Origin of the sequence: Proteiniclasticum ruminis (assembly GCF_900115135.1) — a bacterium.
Taxonomy (GTDB): Bacteria; Bacillota; Clostridia; order Clostridiales; family Clostridiaceae; genus Proteiniclasticum; species Proteiniclasticum ruminis_A.
Genome location: NZ_FOVK01000015.1, coordinates 25,850 through 42,727, shown reverse-complemented (window position 1 = coordinate 42,727; position 16,878 = coordinate 25,850). Strand labels below are relative to the sequence as shown.

At 43.5% G+C, this 16,878-nt stretch carries 17 protein-coding genes; all 17 read right to left on the bottom strand.

Translation table 11 applies throughout. The features are described from left to right. On the bottom strand, positions 1 to 1,791 hold a 1,791-nt coding region (locus tag BM243_RS13440), incomplete at its 3' end, for a methyl-accepting chemotaxis protein (RefSeq protein WP_074912885.1). 347 nt (positions 1,792 to 2,138) lie between these two features. Continuing rightward, entirely contained in the window at positions 2,139 to 2,837 is a 699-nt protein-coding gene (locus BM243_RS13435) for a GTP pyrophosphokinase (protein WP_074912884.1), read from the bottom strand. Between the two features lie 220 nt (positions 2,838 to 3,057). After that, complete coding sequence (locus BM243_RS13430; RefSeq protein ID WP_074912882.1) at positions 3,058 to 5,004, bottom strand: FAD-dependent oxidoreductase; 1,947 nt, start codon at positions 5,002 to 5,004, stop codon at positions 3,058 to 3,060. A gap of 224 nt (positions 5,005 to 5,228) precedes the next feature. Further along, entirely contained in the window at positions 5,229 to 6,029 is an 801-nt protein-coding gene (locus tag BM243_RS13425; RefSeq protein ID WP_074912880.1) for a MerR family transcriptional regulator, read from the bottom strand. Positions 6,030 to 6,065: 36 nt separating this feature from the next. Then, the gene (locus BM243_RS13420; RefSeq protein ID WP_074912878.1) at positions 6,066 to 8,333 is read right to left on the bottom strand and encodes a putative bifunctional diguanylate cyclase/phosphodiesterase; all 2,268 of its coding nucleotides are present in this window, start codon (positions 8,331 to 8,333) and stop codon (positions 6,066 to 6,068) included. Between the two features lie 273 nt (positions 8,334 to 8,606). Beyond that, positions 8,607 to 9,671 carry an EAL domain-containing protein gene (locus BM243_RS13415; protein ID WP_074912876.1) on the bottom strand — a complete coding sequence of 355 codons (1,065 nt, stop codon included), beginning with the start codon at positions 9,669 to 9,671 and terminating at the stop codon, positions 8,607 to 8,609. A gap of 96 nt (positions 9,672 to 9,767) precedes the next feature. Beyond that, a complete protein-coding gene (locus tag BM243_RS15315; protein ID WP_177213532.1) occupies positions 9,768 to 9,908 on the bottom strand; it encodes a hypothetical protein in 141 nt (46 codons plus the stop codon). Then, on the bottom strand, positions 9,898 to 10,446 hold the full coding sequence (locus tag BM243_RS13410) for a dihydrofolate reductase family protein (RefSeq protein ID WP_074912874.1): 549 nt from the start codon (positions 10,444 to 10,446) through the stop codon (positions 9,898 to 9,900). Before BM243_RS13410 ends, BM243_RS15315 begins: the two co-directional genes overlap by 11 nt. Before the next feature lie 35 nt (positions 10,447 to 10,481). Further along, positions 10,482 to 11,462 (bottom strand): serine hydrolase domain-containing protein, encoded by a 981-nt coding sequence (locus tag BM243_RS13405; protein ID WP_074912872.1) that lies wholly within the window; start codon positions 11,460 to 11,462, stop codon positions 10,482 to 10,484. Positions 11,463 to 11,646: 184 nt separating this feature from the next. Then, the gene (locus BM243_RS13400; RefSeq protein WP_074912870.1) at positions 11,647 to 12,510 is read right to left on the bottom strand and encodes an AraC family transcriptional regulator; all 864 of its coding nucleotides are present in this window, start codon (positions 12,508 to 12,510) and stop codon (positions 11,647 to 11,649) included. Positions 12,511 to 12,679: 169 nt separating this feature from the next. Further along, a complete protein-coding gene (locus BM243_RS13395) occupies positions 12,680 to 12,913 on the bottom strand; it encodes a heavy-metal-associated domain-containing protein (RefSeq protein WP_074912868.1) in 234 nt (77 codons plus the stop codon). A 68-nt stretch (positions 12,914 to 12,981) separates the two neighbouring features. Next, positions 12,982 to 14,886 (bottom strand): heavy metal translocating P-type ATPase, encoded by a 1,905-nt coding sequence (locus tag BM243_RS13390; protein WP_074912866.1) that lies wholly within the window; start codon positions 14,884 to 14,886, stop codon positions 12,982 to 12,984. Positions 14,887 to 14,912: 26 nt separating this feature from the next. Beyond that, positions 14,913 to 15,221, bottom strand: a complete 309-nt coding sequence (locus BM243_RS13385) for an iron-sulfur cluster repair di-iron protein, ric (RefSeq protein ID WP_074912864.1) — start codon at positions 15,219 to 15,221, stop codon at positions 14,913 to 14,915. Positions 15,222 to 15,397: 176 nt separating this feature from the next. Continuing rightward, complete coding sequence (locus tag BM243_RS13380; RefSeq protein ID WP_074912862.1) at positions 15,398 to 15,784, bottom strand: hypothetical protein; 387 nt, start codon at positions 15,782 to 15,784, stop codon at positions 15,398 to 15,400. Further along, positions 15,777 to 16,208 (bottom strand): NAD(+)--rifampin ADP-ribosyltransferase, encoded by a 432-nt coding sequence (arr, locus tag BM243_RS13375; RefSeq protein ID WP_074912860.1) that lies wholly within the window; start codon positions 16,206 to 16,208, stop codon positions 15,777 to 15,779. Before arr ends, BM243_RS13380 begins: the two co-directional genes overlap by 8 nt. Positions 16,209 to 16,245: 37 nt before the next feature. Beyond that, positions 16,246 to 16,395, bottom strand: coding sequence for a hypothetical protein (locus tag BM243_RS15310; protein WP_177213531.1), 150 nt, complete (start codon positions 16,393 to 16,395; stop codon positions 16,246 to 16,248). Positions 16,396 to 16,463: 68 nt separating this feature from the next. Then, positions 16,464 to 16,805, bottom strand: a complete 342-nt coding sequence (locus BM243_RS13370; RefSeq protein ID WP_074912858.1) for a hypothetical protein — start codon at positions 16,803 to 16,805, stop codon at positions 16,464 to 16,466. Positions 16,806 to 16,878 lie beyond the last annotated feature (73 nt).

Below are 16,878 nucleotides of genomic sequence, written 5' to 3'. Positions count from 1 at the left end.
TTCTATGAACGTCGTGAGGATCGATTCCAAGGCATGGACATTCTGATCCACCTCGTCAAAGACCACCACGGTTTCATCAAGGCTTCCCTTGGCTGAATCCACAGAGCTTTGGGTTTCTTCCACAGTTTTTGTAGTGATACTCACAACAGACACGATATTGTGGATGATGCTGTTGATTTCTTCTGCAGATCCTGAAGACTGTTCCGCAAGCTTTCTGATTTCTTCTGCCACCACAGAAAAACCACGGCCCGCTTCTCCAGCTCTGGCTGCCTCAATGGACGCATTCAGTGCCAGAAGGTTCGTCTGGTCCGCAATGCCTTTGATGGTGCCAAGAATGTTCTCGATGGATTTGGAGCTTCTTCTCAGCTCCTCCACATTGGCTGCGACTTCTCCCGTGTTTTCCACGGTCTTTCGGAAGACTTCCTGCAGACTGCCAATTTTATCTCTGCCTTCTGTGTTCGAACGAACCATATTCCCCGATATCTCCTGCGCTTCAGAAAGACGTCCTGTGATCTTCTGGATGCTCTTTCCAAGATCCTGTCCTGCAGAAAGTCTTTCATTAACCCCTGTAGCTGTCTCCATGGCCCCTTCAGCAATCTCCTCCACAGCCTTGGTCACTTCTCTGCTTGCAGAAAGGAGTCCTTCCACATTGTTCATGACATTGTCTGACGCGCTGGTCACCGAGGCGAAACTTGAAACGGTTCCTTTGATGAGCCTTCGTATGTTTTCTGTCATAAGACCAAACTGTATGCTGGCAAGACCGATCTCATCTTTAGACTTGTAACCAATCTCCGCCGTAAAATCTCCCTGTCCTACTCTCTCCATGGCTTTCTCCATAAGTCCCAGAGGCTTTGTCACCCATCTGCTGAGAACCAAAGAAATAACCGCAAGAAGGATCACGATGGATAATACCACAGCAACGATATTATTGATCAGATTGTTTCTTGTGATGGTCATGATCTCCGCTCGTGGATAGGTCACGAGATAGGTTCTTTCTTCAAAATCTTTTGCCATGGCATAAAACGGCTTATCCCCTACAGTCACCTGATGCAGTGTATCTTTTTCTGATAGTACAGGTGCCATCCATGGATTATCCGCAGAAGTCTTACCCACAAAACTTTCATCTTTGTCATATAGAATGACTCCGTTCTGATCTAGAATAACAGCAAATCCACCATTGCCGATATCAAGCATTGCGATGGTGCTCTGTAAATCCAGGGCCTTGAGAAGTTCCTGCACTGCTTTAGGCTCCAGCCCAATCTGCACCACACCAGGAGCATCTACTCTGGAAACGCCGATGTACTGGAATAAAGTTCCATCGGTTCCACGCTCTGTCGGTTCCTGTGCAAGGCTTCCTCCATTCATATCAATCAGCGTCAGAAAGGGTTTTGTCTGATCTGAGCCCGCAAAATCAAAGCCATAGAAATCACTGATATTTCCATACTGCAGCACTCCATTTTCATCTGTGATGTGTATCTCGTCGACACCCAGCACTTTCGCCAAAGTAACCAGTTTCTCCTGCTCCAGATAGTCTGGATTGGACGCAATGATCTCCGCCACGGTTCTGGTTAAGGCGATATTTTTATCGTTCAGCGCATTTTTCGTGATTTCTACCACTTCATCCGCCGAAATGTGTTCGTTTTCAAGATTCTCAATCTGATCCTCCAGCTGCATGACAATGACCTTCTCCAAGGATCTGCTGGTGGAAATCATGCTGACTAGAGCCTGCGCTCCTATGGCCAGAACAATGATGATGCTGGTGACAAATACAATTTTCCCTTTTAACTTCATCGGAAATTTTCTCCTTCGTATACTAGAATGAGCAACCAAAACTGGTGCAATGGTCTTTCTAAGAATCCACACTGATTCTTATTCTCTGTCTTTCCCTGCTGTCCCGTTCCGTCCTTACTCCCCCCAAAAAGATTCCAATTTCACTTCTTAACTCCATCCAGTGAAATTAGGTGATATCATCTTTTTCGGCATATTTCACCTGATATTAAGTCTTCACTTGTGTATAATTTGGTGACACCGCTCTCACTTTCTGCGGCCTTCACTTATTTTCAACATGAAAACAAAAAAATAGAAGCACTCCTGTGACACACAGGTATGCTTCATATTTCTCTATTCTGATTTTACTTCTACGGCTCCAGATGCTTTTGCTTTTCTACACTCTTTCTGATGGCATCCATACGTAGGTCAAGATCTGCGCTGATCCTTGCGCACTCCATGAGTTCGTCCGCCATTTCCTTGGTGAAGTAGCTGTTTTTCTTATACCTCAGCTGATGTTCCAGGGATGCCCAGAAATCCATGGCAATGGTTCTCAGCTGCACTTCCACCTTCATCATTTTCTTTTCTTTAGCAAGAAAAATCGGAATCCCGATAATTAAATGAAGACTTCTGTAGCCATTGGGCTTTGGATTCTTTATATAGTCCTTTTCTTCCAGAAGCACCACATCATCTTGTCGGATGAGCGCATCTCTCATGGCGTAGACATCCTCTGGAAAAGAGCAGATGACTCTTACCCCTGCTACATCCATAAGATGCTCTTCGATATTCTCCATGGACAGCGGATGACCTTTTCTTTCCAGCTTTCCGATGATGGACGGCATGGATTTCAGTCTTTTCTTGATGCTACTGATGGGATTGTGGTCCAGTTCCCATGAGAACTCCTCATTAAGAACATTCAGTTTGGTTTCAATCTCCATCATGGCGCAGCGGTAATAGGACATGAGCCTTGCTACTTCTTTAGACTTTCTCTGTACCCAGATCAGCGTGTCCTCATCAATCCTCTTTATGTATTTCTCCATTTCACTGATTTCATTGTTTGCAATCCGCATATTTTTCCCCTTTACCGTTTATCATTATACTCTTCATCATAAAGCAGAATACTAAAAAACAGATGAAAAATCCGTAATAAAATAACTTTTCCTGCTCTGCTCAGAGAGCTAAACACGGAGAAAAATAAAAGGACGGCTGCTTTCGTTCCGTCCTCCGATCTTCCATATATGCAAGCACTTTACTTCTAATGAAATCTACTCTGGTCCCAAATCATCCCAACTAGTTCTCATTCTTAGCATTAACAGCTGCTTTTTCACCAGCGATTCTACCGGAATTATAGGCGAATCCTAAAGTTCCTCCTTCGAAGGTAACATAATTGTTTCCATAGATTCCGCCTGCATCAGCACCTGCAACCCATAGATTTTCAATAGGATTCCCCTCTCCATCGATGGCCTGGATATTCTCATTGATGGCAACTCCACCTAACGTACCTAGACATCTTAAATTAACAATAACGGCATAAAAAGGACCATTATTGACAGGATACATAAATTTGGCATCTTTGTAAAACTGATTGTCTTCCCCTCGAGCTGCCATTTCATTGTAATGTGCCACTTCTTCCACAAGATAGGGTGCATCCAGGAGTGCTGCAAGTTCTTCAATGGTATCTGCCTTTACCGCGACTCCTGCTTTTACAGCCTCTTCCATGGTATCAGTATAATCTTTAGGTGCTCTCCACTCTTCCGTGCTGGCATCAATATCCGTAACATGTCCTGCTTCTGAAAACTTGATTCCCTGACCATACATATGAGCCCAGCGATCCACAAATACTTCAGCTAGACCTTTTTCTTTCACGCTTTCTATGAGTGCAGTATCTAAAATAATATACATCTCTGCATTTGGCTGGTTATACATCATGGTTCCTAAAGCAGCGCTTTCATAAGCTTCTTCTTCATTCCCGAATCTTACTCCTTCGTTATTGACAAAGAGAAGAGGATTTCTCACAAGTTTTGTAAGATCTGATGTATTTCCCATCTTTTTTGAATTCTCAGAATCATATCTCATGCCAAACCACTGGGCTACATCAAGGCCTGCTTCCATTGCTCCAGCAGACCAGGCCATATTGATTCCATCCCCTGTAGCGGTACTTATAAGACCCGTACCTGCCTTCTCACCAAACACCTCTGCCATCATATCCTTATTTCCACCAAAACCACCGGTGGCAAGAATTACGGAGTCTGCATGTATTCTCAGTTCTGTTCCATCCGCCTTTTTTGCGATGACTCCAGCGACTTTATTGTTCTCATCAAATAAAATAGATTCACCAGCAGTCTCATAAAGAACCTCATTGCCGTACGAAACCACCTTGTCATGCAGCGTTTTAATCGCCACACTACCTCCATCTACATACCCATGGGCCGTGGCAGGCATACCTACATGGGCATACTGTGCCCCTTGTCCAGCATCCAGAAGAACCAGATTCACACCGTTTTCTATGAGCCAGTCAACTGTTGATGCGGATTTATCAATAATTGCACTGACAAGTCTGGAATTAGAGTAATAGTTGCTTCCCTTTGTGAACTGGTCATAAAGCCATTCACTGTCGACTTCTTTTCCCGCTTCCACTTGAAGTGAGCTGTGGTCTGCAAACAGCACACCTGCCATCGCCCCCGCTCCGCTAACGGATGCAGCCTTTTCCAGCAGAATCACTTTTGCTCCAGATTCTGATGCTGCCACTGCAGCTGCAGAACCGGAGGCTCCCCCACCTACAACCACTACATCTGTCACCACTTCTTCTACCTTTGCTTCTACGACCGGCTTCTCTTTATTTCTTAAAGCAGTAACATCTCCACCAGCCTGCTTCACGGCATCTTCCACCGCATTCAGTATCCCTGTGCTGGAATTGGTTGCTCCACTTACAACATCAATATTTAACGACTGATTCTCTATGATCTTCTGTGGAATGTTAGTTAGTGCAGGGTCTGAGATTCCCTCAGTCTCCTTGTGATTCGTCACTTTGACAGAAGAAATCTCATTCTCTGTAAATTCAACCTCTACCTCAATGTCACCATTGTGTCCTTTGGCAATCCCCGTAAAAGTTCCTGCTGAATAATTCTGGGATGTTTCATTTCCTTCTTCAGGTTTCTTTACAGTTTCATTTTCTTTACAGCCAGCAAGTGAACCTGTAAGAGCCAACAGCAAGACTGCAGATACGATTTTTTTCATTGCGATACTCCTTTTTGTTATTATTTTAACTAAAGTAAGTATAAGCTTGACCCCTAGGGTCAACTCAAGCCCTATTTCATTATTCTATGAAATAGAATCTGGCAAGTTCTTCCTGTGCTCCATATGCATAAACTGCCCCAATGAAGAAGTGGAACTTTTCACCGGAACTCGTAAAGTCCAAACAAAATAAAAACGACCGCTTTATCCGTCTTAAAGCAGCCGTTTCAATGGATTGGAATCCAAATTAAGCATTGATATATTCTTTTACCGTCAATATACTGATCATATCCGCCTTCAACAACATCTCCCGCCAGGGTCCATCCCTCTTTTTGCATAAGTGCCATGGCATCTTTCAATATTATATCCTTCGTTCCTTCTTGATAAGGTGCACTATAATAATACAAGAAACACTTCTGCTCTTCCAATAGCACCATCGTCTCCGGAATGATACGCATCAGCTGCTCCGCAGTCTCTTTTGAGATCCCCAATCCCAGATTATTCTTTGCAGAGCATTTATCCAATTCTTCTTTATAGTGGTATGCAAGCTGCAAAACATGGGGCTGCAGCTCCATAAGCATCTCAGCAGTATTCCATACAGTCCCAGGGATAAACTCATCATCGTGGACATGCTTCAGAAAATAGTATGCTTTTCTGTTTTCAATACTGTACCCGTTGGCATGATCCCTGATCAGCAGATACTTCTTTCTGATTTCCTTCAACCGCTGAATCTTAAGCCTTAGAAGCAGCATCTCCCTCTGATGCTCCTCCTCTTTACTGTCCAGCACTTCCACAATGCTTTCGCAACTCTTTTGTGTCATGATTTCAGAAGTCTCTTTTACTGTAAAACCCAGCTGGGTGAAGCACCTGCTGCGGAGCATTCGTCCTCCATGCATATAGCTGTAGTACCGGTAATTGGAGTCATCATCCACTTCTGGTACTACAATCTCATACTTCTCGTAATGCTTTAGTGTTTTCAGACTGACGCCCATAAATCTTGAAAATTCGCCAATCTTATACTTCTTCAAATCGACCCCCTCCTTTATAAAACAAACCTGCTGCTTTTACTGATCTGTTTTATTCTGTTTCTTTTCGTCGAGAAAAACCACTGCTTCCTTTGCTGATAGAGGTTTACTGATATAGTATCCCTGAACCACATCGCAGTGATACTTTATGAGATAATCCATCTGTAGTTTTTCTTCCACGCCTTCAGCCACAGCCTGTAGCCCAAATTTGTGCGCCATGGAAATGATATCCGCTGTGATGAGCTTATCCTCACTATGTTCTACAATCTTATCAATAAAGTACTTGTCAATCTTCACAATATCAATGTTCATGTCCCTCAGTCTGGAGAGAGAGGAGAATCCTGTGCCGAAGTCATCCAGAGAGATGAGGATCCCTTTTTCTTTGATCTGCTCCAGTTTTCTGTTCACCAGCTCATAGTTGCTGAGAAGTACGGATTCTGTGATTTCCAGCTCCAAACGCTCTGGGCTGATGCTGCAAATCTTCAGGATGTTCTGAAAATCAGTAAGAAATGTCTCTCTCAGCAGCTGTATTCCAGAAACATTCACTGACACAGTCATATCCTCATAACCCCTCTCTTTCAGCTTTTCCAGAAACTGTCCGGTTCTCCAGAAAATCAGGTTCCCCAGGTCATAGATCAGATGACGTTCTTCCGCTATGCTGATAAATTCCAATGGAGAAATCGGTCCTACCCCTTCTACATTCAGTCTGGCCAAAGCCTCAAATCCTTCTACTTCATTCGTCGCAAGATTCACCTTAGGCTGGAAAGCAAGAGAAAACTGTTCATCATCAAAATTCAGGATGCATCCACGAAGTACCTTTTCTATACGGTCCTGTCTTTTCAGCTGGTCCTCCATGGCTTCCTCATAAAATGAGATGGCAAACTGCTCATTGTGGTTGATACTTGATAACGCCAAAGCGGCATCTTGAATCATCTTATCGGATGTATTTTTCTGATTCTTATTCTCCACAATACTGAGTTCCATGGACAGGAACTGACTGCCTGCTGCAGTAGAGATGGGATGCTTAAAAAGACTCAGTACTTCTTCCCCCAGTTCTCTCAGCTGATCCTTATCTTTATAGTCCCCAACCACCACAGCAAACCTGTCTCCATCAAACCGGAATATCTTTCTGTTTTTTCCGGTGATGGCTTCCAGCTTCTTCGCCATCTCCTTCAGGATATCATTGCCATACCGGTATCCATAGGTCATGTTGAGCACTTTAAAGTTATTGCAGTTCAGCATCATCAGTGCCACTTTTTTTTGCTTTCCGTGGGTGAGAAGTTCTTCCAAATGATCTTCCAGATACGTCTGATTGGGAAGACCTGTAAGCTCATCATAAAAAGCAAGCTGTATATTTCTCCTGTTTTTCCGATATCCATAATACATAATAGAAAATAGCATGACAGATACTACTGTGAATTTAAGAACTCCCTGAAAGATGATTCCTCTGATCTCAGCGCTGCTTTGTGCCGTTTCCCAGTACACTGCCAGAATGCCATAGTTGTAGCCATTTCTTTTCACAGGTACAGAGACTCTGAATACTTCCTGATTCTTTAGAACCGTTCGCTCTGTGTGGATCTCCCCTGTGGCAAGTGTCTTCACAAACTGATTTTCCGCTGCGGGCCTTCCGATGTATTCTTTAAGACTGCTCGCTTCCACTTTAAGGTCGCTGCTGATGAACATCAGATTGTGGATGTAATCATAATCTGCCAGCTGATCCAGCATTCTCTGCATTGTAAAACGATCCAGAAAATACCGGATCTTATCTGTATGAATGCCGATCTGTATGAAGCTGCCATCCGCATCCCTGATATAAGCATACTTGTAGTAATTCTCACTTTCAGAATCTTTGCGGATATCCTCTACAAGATACTTCTCTCCGCTTTTCATAAAGGCATCTACTGGATGTCCCTCATAGGCTTTCCATCCCACATACTTGTTTTCTTTACTATAGATGATTTCTCCTGATGGATCATATAGATGAATCTCATCCACTTGAAAGCGCTCTCCAATCTCTGTGAGTTTATCGCTGTCCTTGCGGTCTTCCAGTAAAAGAATGGCTTCACTTACAATCTGAAGTTTATCTTCCAGCAGCTGTTCTATGATCTCTTGAGCATCGCTGGCATTGAGTAAGGATGAGGTATACCTGTCTGTAATTGCCAAAGCATAGTGTTCCAGTTCCTCATTCATTCCCTCCACCCGTTGCATGACATCCCGGTACATGAAGACAGAGAACAGAGCAAATATGATGGAAAATGGTATGGCAAAATACCGTAAGTCCAGATTTTTGATTCTGCTTTTCTTCAAACTTTGCTCCTTCCTGAGCTCAATCAGCCCAGATTCATTCTTACAGTACCTTGAGAACGGTGTTCATACTCCTTGATGGCCATTCCTTTTGGTAATCAATCGTTAACCACTAAAGTCTATCAGATATATTTGTCAAAGGTCAATCAATCTTTATGCTTATTGTGACTTTATATACAATTTGTGCTATAGGAAAGAGGAATGTCCTCGCGTAAACCTTCTCAAATGCCATACTAAAAAAGCACTGGCATAAAAACCCGTGCTGTTCCTATCATTTTATAAGTTCATCAGAAATGTTTTCTCCAAAAGACCTTCCTGAGGTTTACCAAAATAGTATCCTTGACAGAGATCTACTCCTGCACTTTTCAGGTATTCATATTCTTCCTGACACTCAATGCCTTCCGCCAGTATTTTCGCTCCAATTTTTCTGGCATTACCGATAAAGTCAGACAGTACCGTCTGATTCTTCAGGTTCTCATGAATGTTCCTGATCACATCCATATCAATCTTCATATAATTGGGTTTCAAGTTCAGAAGTGTTTCAATGTTCGAGTACCCACTGCCGATGTCATCCAGTGCCGTGGAATATCCCCGATTGCGGTAATAATCAAGAATTCTGTTGAGATGATTAAAATCTTCCACTCTTTCTGTCTCCACCACTTCAAAGACCACCTGGTCTGGAGAAAGGCCTACCTCACTGAGGGTTTTTGCTGTGGACTGAAGACAGAGGGAAGGTTCATAAATGGCCGTGGGAATAAAATTAATAAAGAGCTTCTTGGTTAGATTCAGCTTAGCAGCAGCTCTAATGGACGCTTCTCTGCAGACCTTGTCCAGATTGAAGAGAAGATCCATGGCTTTTGCTTCAGAGAAGAGTTTCCCTGGATTCATCAGAAGTCCATCCTTTTGAACACCTCGGCTGAGGGCTTCATAGCCATAGATTTCTCCCGTCTCCACCTCAATGATGGGCTGAAACAGGGTACGGATTCTTTTTTCTTGGATAATGGAGAGCACTTCTTCATTTGCTTCAAGTCTTTCCCATTCTTCGAGACTTCTGTAGTTTTTAAGATCGCAGAAGCTCAAAGATTTCCCATGGGGGATCTTCAGGATTCTCACATCCTTTTTCTCCACCGAGTTAAATACCGTAGTGGCAAGATAGGAAATGAACTCCTCTCCTTCCAGCTTCTCGATGAAATAGCCTTCTTCCATCTTCTCAAACATCAGACCTTTTTTCGCTAGAGATTTTTCAAACCCTTCCACATGATGGTCTGTGGGGAGCGTAATATAATAATCTTGTACATTGTGATCAAAAATTGGTATGGATTCACATCTTTTACACGGCATAAGGCTCTCCTTATAAAGTCTAGAATTTTTCTCTTATTTCTATCGGTCACTTCAGATGAATATTTACTCTGAAATCGGCTTTTTCTAAGACCCCACCTAAAAACAGTCTCCGATTTTTTCAAGGAGTTTTTTTAATACCCAGGCGACCTCTTCCTCTGTCTGATTGTCCATAAACACCTCATAGTCCGAAGTCCGGGATTCTTTAGGGACTTTCTCATGAAAAACTTCATTTTTCATAAATCAGCTGCACAACTCCGGAGGGGAAAGACTTGGTTTCTCTCAGTTTAAGATTCTTCCGCTCCATAAGGCCTGTAAAAAGAGGCTTCCCGCTTCCCAATAGCACCGGATGCACCGAGAGTCTGTACTCATCCACAAGATCTTCTTTCATGAATGCCTCAATGAGGCTGGCGCCTCCATAAAGCCACAGATCCTTCCCTGGCTCCAGCAAAAGCTTCTCCACTTCTTCCTTCAGATTTTCAGATATGATCCTTCCCTCATCTATGACTGTCAGACTTCTGGAAAACACAACTTTCTTCTTGCTGTTCATGGTTTCCATCATGGATCTGTCTTCTTCGGAAAGAAACGGATTTCTTAGAAACTGAAGAAACAGCTCATAGGACTTTCTGCCAAAAAGAATCGTATCCACTCTTTCCAAAAACTGGTCAAAAGCCATCTCTTCTTCCATGATGCACCAGTCAATCTCTCCATGAGGCCCCTCAATATAACCATCCAGTGATACTGCAAGATCTAAAAGAACTTTACGTTTCGTACCCATAAGATTCCTCCTGTTTATTCAGATTAAGACGACAACTATTTACTGAGCTCATTCCTGATATGATCATGAAGGGTCTCCGCATCATATTCTACATTGGAGAGTATGGTGATGATGCGTTCTTCCTTCAGATCAAAGGAAGTGTAAAAATTCACCCCCGGGTCACTTCCCTGAAAACAGGGTGTATCCAAATCAAGGATCCACAGCCCGTACCCATAAAAAGAGACTTTGCCCTGAGGCTTTTTCATCACATGAAACATCTCTTTTGACATGATCTTTCCTGATTCCAGTGCTTTCCAGAACTTCTCCACATCTTCTGCAGTCGTGAATGCACCGCCAGCCCCTGTTCCTTTCACATCCACAGAATAAATATTGTTTCTGTAGTCTCCCCTAACCTCATCATAGATATAGGCATAGGCACATCTTGCAGGGAGCCTGTCCATCTCAAAGTAGCCTGTATCTTTCATCCCCGCAGGATCAAAGATTATTTCCTGAAGGTATACATCAAAAGGAACCTTTTTCAGAGCTTCTATCAGCAATCCCAGCATCACATACCCAGAATTGTTATACTGAAACTTTTCTCCTCTTGCATACATCATTGGCTTGTCGATGAAAAGAGGAAGAAGATCTTTGGAGGTTCTGATACGATAATTAGGCACCTCCACCCACAAGTCCTCATAGTTCTCCATCACATATTCATCAAAGTAGTCGGGAATGCCGGAGGTATGGGTCAGAAGCTCATAAACTGTAACCTTTTTATCTATCCCCTGTAGATCAAAATCCAGCACGTCACCAAGCGCAGTCTCAAAGCTCAAACTCCCCTCTTCAATAAGCTTCAGAATTGCAGCCGCCACAAAGGCTTTTCCAGCAGAAGCGGTCTCAAATCTTGTATCAACAGTATTTGGGATTTCATTGGCACGGTCTCTATAGCCAAAGGCCTTCTGGTAGATGATCTTATCTTTCTCCACCACAGATATCACGCCAGAGAAGTCTTTGCCGATGTTCTTTTCAATATCCATACGCTAACTCCCTTCCAGGTCCTGACTGATATGAATCAGCTCGGAGACTCTATCATTTCTATTCTCTTATTGTAGCTTTTATTCAGAAGAAAAAACAGAATATTACTAAAAAAGTACCGGTTCTCCCTTTGAAAAACCGGTATCCTAGCGTTATTTGAGTTATATGGATTGTATTGATTTCATCTCACTTTTCCACTGCAATCCAGATTTCTTGTTTTTTCTCTGCCAGATAGCATTCTATGACAGGAAGATCTGCCAGACGAAAGCCGGACTGAGGCAGCCATTCTTTATAGAACTCCCTGTACTTTTCCTGAATCGCCTGAGGAAGCTCTCCATCTGCTTTAAGAATCACCCAGGTGGATGACGGATAAAACCTCTTTTCTAATCCTTCTGGAGCTTCACTTCTACTTTTCATATTCTCCTCATCCACGGTCACACCCAGGATATATTCCATACTGTCGCTTTCACCCCATTTCCCACCGGCTGCAATGCCAAGATACCCTTCCGGCTTCAGTCCACTGTACCACTCATTCAGCTTTTCCATGGTTCCATCCTTCCAGGCACAAGCCCAGATGTCAGGCACTTTCATAAAAGCTTCCTCTGTTCTCATTGGATGCACTGATCCCAGCACAGTAAAGGCTGGTCTTTCTTCCACTTGATAGTTCATGGTTTTTCCCCCTTCCATTTGTAAGGTAAACGTAAGTCTCGGGCAAGACTGAAGAGAAGCTCCACCTTTCCGAACTTTAGAGGGGAGGATTCCGTGGTATGTCCGAAAATCTCTGCTGAAGGCATCTTGAGACTCATACCCATATTTTAGCGTAAGATCAAGAATTCTTACTTCTCCCTTCAAAAGATCAAATGCCGCCTGAGTCAGTCTTCTGTTTCTCACATAGTCACGAAAATACTGCTCTGCCAAGTAAGAGAATACCCTCAGAAACTGATCTTCACTGCATCCAGCCAGCCTTGCTGCTGTATCAGCTGTAATGTTGTTTTCTAGATTCTCTTCCACATACTGAGTCACTTCATTCATTCTGCCAATCCAATCCATTTGTCACCTCTACTGCCAGTTTACTCGTAATCATCATCTGAAGCTCGACTTTTGGAGCCTGAGATTGTCGGTTTCTTCCTTTTTAGTGTAACATGGACCTTTTCCAGACTGAAGATAACCAAAAAGAAAAGCACCTGTATCAGATGCTTTCACTTTCCTGGATATGAGGTTAGGCTTCTTTTTCCTGGGATTTCAAAACGTCATACCCAAGTTTCACAATGGCTTTTTCCACATCATGAAGACTGACCTTCTCTTCATCAAAATCAAATTTCACTTTACTGGAGTTGAAGGATATTTTTAAGGTGTCTTCCTGGATGCCATCCATTTTCTTCACGGCACCTTCAATCTTCTGAATACAGGAAGGACAGGTCAGGGTTTCCAGCTGCATGGTTCCTTTTTTCATGGGGTTCACTCCTCTTTTTTCTTTGTCTTTATCCTATCTCTTTTACATGGGTTCGTACTTGATGCAAATCAAGTTCCATAGGATTCTTTCGGCATTATTTTTCTTTCTGATTCAGCTTTGGGAGAGAATAGGGAAAACTTCAGAAGTCTCATGCCATTTAGAATCACCACCAGGATACTTGCTTCGTGGACCAGCATACCGATGGACATATTCATCCATTCACTGAAGAATAAGCTGAATAGTAGAACCAGTACCACACCTACTGCAATGGCAATATTCTGCTTCATATTTCTAGCTGTGGCTTTGGTGAGCCCCAGGGCATGGGGAAGCTTTCCGAAGTCTCCATTCATCAGTACCACATCAGAAGTTTCAATGGCCACATCTGTTCCGCTGCCCATGGCGATACCAATCTCAGCCAGGGCTAGAGATGGACTGTCATTGACCCCATCCCCGACAAAGGCCACTACGTGACCTTCCTCTTGAAGCTTCTTAATATAGGCGGATTTGTCTTCTGGCAGCATATGTCCAAAGGCTTTGGTAAGCCCCAGTTCTTCTGCCACCACATCCACGGTGCCCTGATGGTCTCCCGAAAGAAGAACCAGCTCTTTCAGCCCAAGCTTCTTGAGTTTTTTAAGATCCTCTTTCACTCCAGGTCTCACCTGATCCCGGACACCAAGCGCTGATTCCAGCACTCCATCCACTGAGGTCAGAACCAGTGAATCTCCTCGTCTTTCATACTGATGGATGATTTCAAGGGATTTTTCAGGAAATGTAACCTGGTTTTCTTCCATGAGGTACAGATTTCCCACAAGAACCTGTCTTCCTTCCACTTTGGCTAAGATTCCTCCACCCTTCATCACCTCTGTTTCACTCACCTTATAAGGATCCGTGATGCCAATATGTTCCACCACGGCCTTTGCCAGGGGGTGGTCAGACTCTCTTTCCACGCTGGATAAATACTCCAGGGTTTCTTTCTCATCCTCGCCAAAATAAGCATGGTCTGATACCTTCGGATGTCCCACGGTCAATGTGCCGGTCTTGTCAAAAACCATCACATCCACCTTGCTGAAATCCTGGATCACTTCACTGCCCTTGAGTAAAATACCGTTCTTTGCTCCATTGCCGATGCCTGCGACGTTGGAGACAGGTACACCGATGACCAGAGCACCTGGACATCCCAATACCAGAATGGTGATGGAAAGCTCCACATTCCGGGTCAGAGCAAACACAAAAGCGGATAAGAGAAGTACCAGCGGAGTGTAATACTTGGAGAATCTGTCAATAAAGCGCTCCGCTTCAGATTTCGCATCCTGAGCCTCTTCCACCAGCTCTATGATTCTGCCAAAGGTCGTATCTTCTCCCACTCTATCCGCCACAATCTGAAGGGTTCCATTTTCCAGGATGGTTCCCGCAAAGACCTTTGATCCCTGCTTCTTCTCCACAGGAAGGGACTCTCCGGTGATGCTCGCCTCGCTTACATATCCTTCTCCAGAAAGCACTCTGCCATCCACCGGAACTTTGGCACCGGTCTTCACCAGAAGGACATCCTCCACATCCACTTCATCCACGTCCACTTCAAGAAAGGAACCATCCGGCTGTCTCTTTAAAGCACTTTCCGGTGCCATCTCAGTCAGTTCTTTGATGGCAGACCTGGTCTTATTGAGCGTACGCTGCTCAAGATAGGCTCCAAAGAGAAACAGGAAGGTAACGATGGCTGACTCTTCCAGATTCTTTATGGCAAAGGCGCCAAGAACCGCGATGGTCACCAGCACATCAATGCTCACAACCTTCACCTTCAGCGCCTGATAGGCCTGAATGGCAATGGGCAGGACACCAAGAATCGATGCGATGCCAAGGCCAGCTATGGCAAGCATTTCGTTCTGGAGTAGAAACTCCCCCGCAAAGCCCAAAGCAATAAGGATCCCACTCATGACTAAAATACGGTTCTTACTTTTTAATATGATTCTTTGCATCCTATTTCCCACCTTTCATGGTTCTATTACCGTTCACTGCCATAAGCCTCATCCATTTCTTCTAAGAGCCGATAGACAGCCTCATAACTTTCACAAACATCCTCAGGTACTTTGTAATGATCCGTGACCCCTCTAAGCTTCCAAAAATACTCTTCAAGGTCCTTGGTGCTTTCACCTGCTTGATTCATTTTGGAAAGCATTCCCTCAAACAGCTCCTTCACTTCGTTCATTTCAGGATGGTGTCCTCCATGAACTCTATTCACTATAGGAACATACTGTTTCAGTACTGGCACATTTTTTTCTGATACTTCTACAAACTTCTTCTTTAGCATCATGATGATCTCACTGCTCCTTTATTTTTTATTTCATTCGTATCTGATGAGCTTAGTATAAATCGAATTCTCTCTTTCTCACTTGACGTACATCAAGTAATAAAAATATGGAAGAAGAATTTTACAAAAAAATCCTGAGCCAGCAAAAGTTTTTCTTCCTTCTGTCAGCTCAGAATCTTCTATTTGATCATTCTATTCTCTCTTAAGTTCAGCTGCTCCATACTGATGGTGATGGTTTTGATGAGTCTTTCCAGTCTTTTTACCTGGGGTGAATGAGGCTTCGATTTCTCCAGAGCTTTCTGAGATTTTCTGATGATGGAAGCTAAGGGCTCCAGAATGCTCTCCATACTTTCCTTCGGTTCAGAACAGTTTCTAGCCGGATCTGAAAGAAATTCATAAGAGACTTCAAGTGCCCGGATCCGATTCAGGAGCAGTGTATGCTGCGGACTCTTCTCTGGAAACTTTGGCAGCATTTTCCTGCAGTTTTCTGTAAGCGCATGGAGATGCTTCCTTGCATCTTCCAACTCTTCCTCATGATATGGAATCCCTTCCTTGATGTTACTCATTGATGGCCTCAATACCCTGATTCTTCAGCTCCCTCAGATGACTCCTCATTCTCTCAAGATCTTCTTCTGAATGTCCCTGAAACCCCTTCACTTCCCCAAGTACGCGAAGCGCTCCTTCGGTTCGGTAGGATCTCGTCGGATTGCCTGGAAACCTTTTGTCTGTCAGATTCGGATCATTCTCAAAGTCTCCAGCAGGTTCCACAAGATAAATCCTGCCTTTTGACTCTCCCTGCGCCAGTTCAGCACCCCATATGGCCGCATCCATGGTTGCGGTAAAATAGATGAACTTTGCAGTTTTTCCTGAACCGTAATTGCTGGTAAATCCTGGAAACAGGAGATCCCCATCCTTTAGCTCCGCTTTTGTCCCATGATAGAACGGACCTTCATCAAGAACGTTCTTTTTCGTATTCGTGTAATCAGCCATAAATAACCTGCCTTTCTTTTCAAATAATCAATATTCTCTAGTATGGATTCTGGTAGAAATAAGCCCACACCAAAATAGTTCCCAGCAGTCCCAGCGCTGAAAAAATAAGTACTGCTGGTCTTCTGGCTCTGATGCCATGGTAGATACCATAAGCGGAGAACAAAACAAGAAAAACACCAAACAGCATTTTGACTCCCCCTTGCTTTGGAAATTCTTTCATTTTCACTTATCTTTCCCACAGTACAGATTTCTTCTTTACAAAGTAAAACCCAAAATCATGAGAATCAGGGATCCAAAGAAAATCAGACCCGTAAAAGAGAACCAGCCGCTGATAACAGCAAGGAGATACAGCAGCACCGTTTGGTCTTTGTATTTCAACAGCGCTTTTGCCGTGTAAAAAAAAGTGATAAAAGCAAGGACAAACGTCAGGTAGATCAGTGTGCCAAGCAGGGGGCTGTTCAGTGGATTCGGATACTCGATCTTATTGTCTGTGATGCTGGAGACCAAAGTACTTGCTGCTCCCGATGTGACAAAGAGAAAGAAAAAAAACAAAGCCCGTCTGCCTTGAAGAGTTTTTGGCATGATTTTTACTTTCATATAAACCCCTCCAAACCCTATGATTCTGTACTTATATCATAATACGGATTTCAGAAAAATAAATGAACATAAA

Excerpts from the sequence above, each read along its gene's own strand:
- BM243_RS13435 (WP_074912884.1), bottom strand. The coding sequence starts at position 2,837 with ATGCGGATTGCAAACAATGAAATCAGTGAAATGGAGAAATACATAAAG.
- BM243_RS13430 (WP_074912882.1), bottom strand. The coding sequence starts at position 5,004 with ATGAAAAAAATCGTATCTGCAGTCTTGCTGTTGGCTCTTACAGGTTCA.
- BM243_RS13415 (WP_074912876.1), bottom strand. The coding sequence starts at position 9,671 with ATGCCGTGTAAAAGATGTGAATCCATACCAATTTTTGATCACAATGTA.
- BM243_RS15315 (WP_177213532.1), bottom strand. The coding sequence starts at position 9,908 with ATGAAAAATGAAGTTTTTCATGAGAAAGTCCCTAAAGAATCCCGGACT.
- BM243_RS13410 (WP_074912874.1), bottom strand. The coding sequence starts at position 10,446 with ATGGGTACGAAACGTAAAGTTCTTTTAGATCTTGCAGTATCACTGGAT.
- BM243_RS13405 (WP_074912872.1), bottom strand. The coding sequence starts at position 11,462 with ATGGATATTGAAAAGAACATCGGCAAAGACTTCTCTGGCGTGATATCT.
- BM243_RS13400 (WP_074912870.1), bottom strand. The coding sequence starts at position 12,510 with ATGGATTGGATTGGCAGAATGAATGAAGTGACTCAGTATGTGGAAGAG.
- BM243_RS13395 (WP_074912868.1), bottom strand. The coding sequence starts at position 12,913 with ATGAAAAAAGGAACCATGCAGCTGGAAACCCTGACCTGTCCTTCCTGT.
- BM243_RS13390 (WP_074912866.1), bottom strand. The coding sequence starts at position 14,886 with ATGCAAAGAATCATATTAAAAAGTAAGAACCGTATTTTAGTCATGAGT.
- BM243_RS13385 (WP_074912864.1), bottom strand. The coding sequence starts at position 15,221 with ATGATGCTAAAGAAGAAGTTTGTAGAAGTATCAGAAAAAAATGTGCCA.
- BM243_RS13380 (WP_074912862.1), bottom strand. The coding sequence starts at position 15,784 with ATGAGTAACATCAAGGAAGGGATTCCATATCATGAGGAAGAGTTGGAA.
- arr (WP_074912860.1), bottom strand. The coding sequence starts at position 16,208 with ATGGCTGATTACACGAATACGAAAAAGAACGTTCTTGATGAAGGTCCG.
- BM243_RS15310 (WP_177213531.1), bottom strand. The coding sequence starts at position 16,395 with ATGCTGTTTGGTGTTTTTCTTGTTTTGTTCTCCGCTTATGGTATCTAC.
- BM243_RS13370 (WP_074912858.1), bottom strand. The coding sequence starts at position 16,805 with ATGAAAGTAAAAATCATGCCAAAAACTCTTCAAGGCAGACGGGCTTTG.